The organism is Pseudomonas sp. G1002, from assembly GCF_013385455.1.
Taxonomy (GTDB): Bacteria; Pseudomonadota; Gammaproteobacteria; order Pseudomonadales; family Pseudomonadaceae; genus Aquipseudomonas.
Map to the genome: position 1 here is coordinate 1 of NZ_JACAPY010000064.1, position 2,054 is coordinate 2,054.

At 60.0% G+C, this 2,054-nt stretch carries 2 protein-coding genes; both read left to right on the forward strand.

The window, feature by feature from the left end; all coding sequences use genetic code 11:
* Positions 1-147 precede the first annotated feature (147 nt).
* Complete coding sequence (locus tag HX801_RS31220) at positions 148-609, forward strand: DUF2280 domain-containing protein (protein ID WP_177023394.1); 462 nt, start codon at positions 148-150, stop codon at positions 607-609.
* Positions 596-1,897, forward strand: coding sequence for a terminase large subunit domain-containing protein (locus HX801_RS31225; protein ID WP_177023395.1), 1,302 nt, complete (start codon positions 596-598; stop codon positions 1,895-1,897). The genes HX801_RS31220 and HX801_RS31225 overlap by 14 nt, the downstream gene beginning before the upstream one ends.
* Positions 1,898-2,054 lie beyond the last annotated feature (157 nt).

The following is a 2,054-nucleotide window of genomic DNA, read 5'->3' on the forward strand; positions in this document are numbered from 1 at the left end:
GCTATGGTGCGAGCACTGACGTTCAAGCATTGGTGGATGCAGCAAACAGTCCTACTGAGGTGGGGAAATTGAACATTGCGAGGGCCTGCGGAACCTGTCTGCTCAGATCGGCCTGACCCCTGACAGACCTAAGACGGAATTTACCCTATGGCAGCCCTGAGCAGTGAGGTGAAAGGCTTCATGGTTCAGGCCTTGGCGTGCTTCGACACACCGTCCCAAGTTGCAGCAGCCGTCCGAGAAGAATTCGGCATTGAGGTGACACGTCAGCAGTGCGAGGCCCAAGACCCGACCAAGCGCGCCGGGAGAGACCTGGCAAAGAAATGGGTGACCCTGTTCCACGATACCCGCAAGCGGTTCCGCGAAGAGACGGCTGACATCCCGATCGCCAACCGCGCCTTCCGCCTCCGCGCCATGAACCGCTTTGTGGAGAAGGCCGAGACGATGAAGAACATCGGCTTGGCCATGCAGATCCTCGAACAGGCCGCGAAAGAAACCGGTGACATCTACGTCAACCGGGCACGGAAAGAAGAGGCTGGCGATGAACCGGTGATCCCGACCCGCATTCAGGTCGACGTGGTGGATGCGAGGAAGCCGAATGCCGAGCCTTAACGTTCCGCAGGCTCAGTTCCTCACACTGCCCCACAAGTTTCGTGCGTTCGTTGCCGGGTTCGGCTCGGGCAAGACCTGGGTGGGCTGCTCGGCACTGAGCAAGCACTTCATGGAGTGGCCCGGCGTCAACGCTGGCTACTTCGCACCGACCTACCCGCAAATCCGGGACATCTTCTATCCGACCATGGATGAGGTGGCCTACGACTGGGGGCTGAAGACCAAGATCAACCAGGCGAACCACGAAGTTCACATCTACAGCGGCCGGCAGTACCGCGGCACTGTGATTTGCCGTTCGATGGAGAAGCCGCAGACGATTGTCGGCTTCAAGATTGGCCATGCCCTGGTGGATGAGCTGGACGTGCTTACTGCCGTCAAGGCGCAGCAGGCTTGGCGCAAGATCATTGCCCGGATGCGTTACAACTTGCCCGGGCTGAAGAACGGGGTGGATGTCACCACGACGCCGGAAGGCTTCAAGTTCGTCTTCCTGCAGTTCGTGAAGCAGCTGCGCGACAAGCCGTCGCTCAAGGAGATGTACGGCCTGGTGCAGGCCAGCACCTTCGACAACGAGCTCAATCTTCCGGATGACTACATCGCCTCCCTGATGGAGTCGTATCCGCCGCAGCTGATCATGGCGTACCTCAAAGGCCAGTTCGTCAACCTGACGTCCGGCACGATCTACACCGCCTACGACCGTAAGCTCAACGGATGCTTCGACACCGTGCAGCCTGGTGAGCCATTGTTCATCGGGATGGACTTCAACGTCGGCAAGATGGCGGCGATTACCCATGTTAAGCGCGACCAGGGGTTGCCCAGGGCCGTGGATGAGTTGATCGACGGCTACGACACGCCCGACATGATCCGCCGCATCAAAGAGCGCTACTGGCAGCACGACGGCAACGACTTCAAGAAGACGTGCGAGATCAGGATCTACCCGGATGCCTCGGGCGATTCGCGCAAGTCTGTGAACGCCAGTATCACCGACCTGGCCATGCTCAAGCAGGCCGGGTTCGCGGTCATAGCTCCAGCAGCAAACCCGCCGGTGAAGGACCGAATCAACGCAATGAACGCCGTCTTCTGCAATGCGCAGGGCGAGCGCCGCTACCTGATCAACTCGTTCACTTGCCCGACCTACGCCGATGGCCTGGAGCAGCAGGTGTGGGGCTCGAACGGGGAGCCAGACAAGACCGCTGGCATCGATCACGCAAACGACGCCGGCGGCTACTTCATCCACCGCGAGTACCCGATCATCAAACCGGTCACCGCTATCAAAATGGGATACGCCCGATGAGCAACGACGTCTCCTTCAAGCGGGCGGAATACACTGCAGTGCTAGACCGGTGGGCGACGGTTCGCGACGTTTGCGCGGGCCAGCACCGAGTAGTCGGCCGGCTGCCGTACATCAATGCGCACGACAAATCTCCGGAGAACGAAGACCGAAACCGGGC

Coding starts and splice junctions, on each gene's coding strand:
- HX801_RS31220 (WP_177023394.1), top strand. CDS start 148: ATGGCAGCCCTGAGCAGTGAGGTGAAAGGCTTCATGGTTCAGGCCTTG.
- HX801_RS31225 (WP_177023395.1), top strand. CDS start 596: ATGCCGAGCCTTAACGTTCCGCAGGCTCAGTTCCTCACACTGCCCCAC.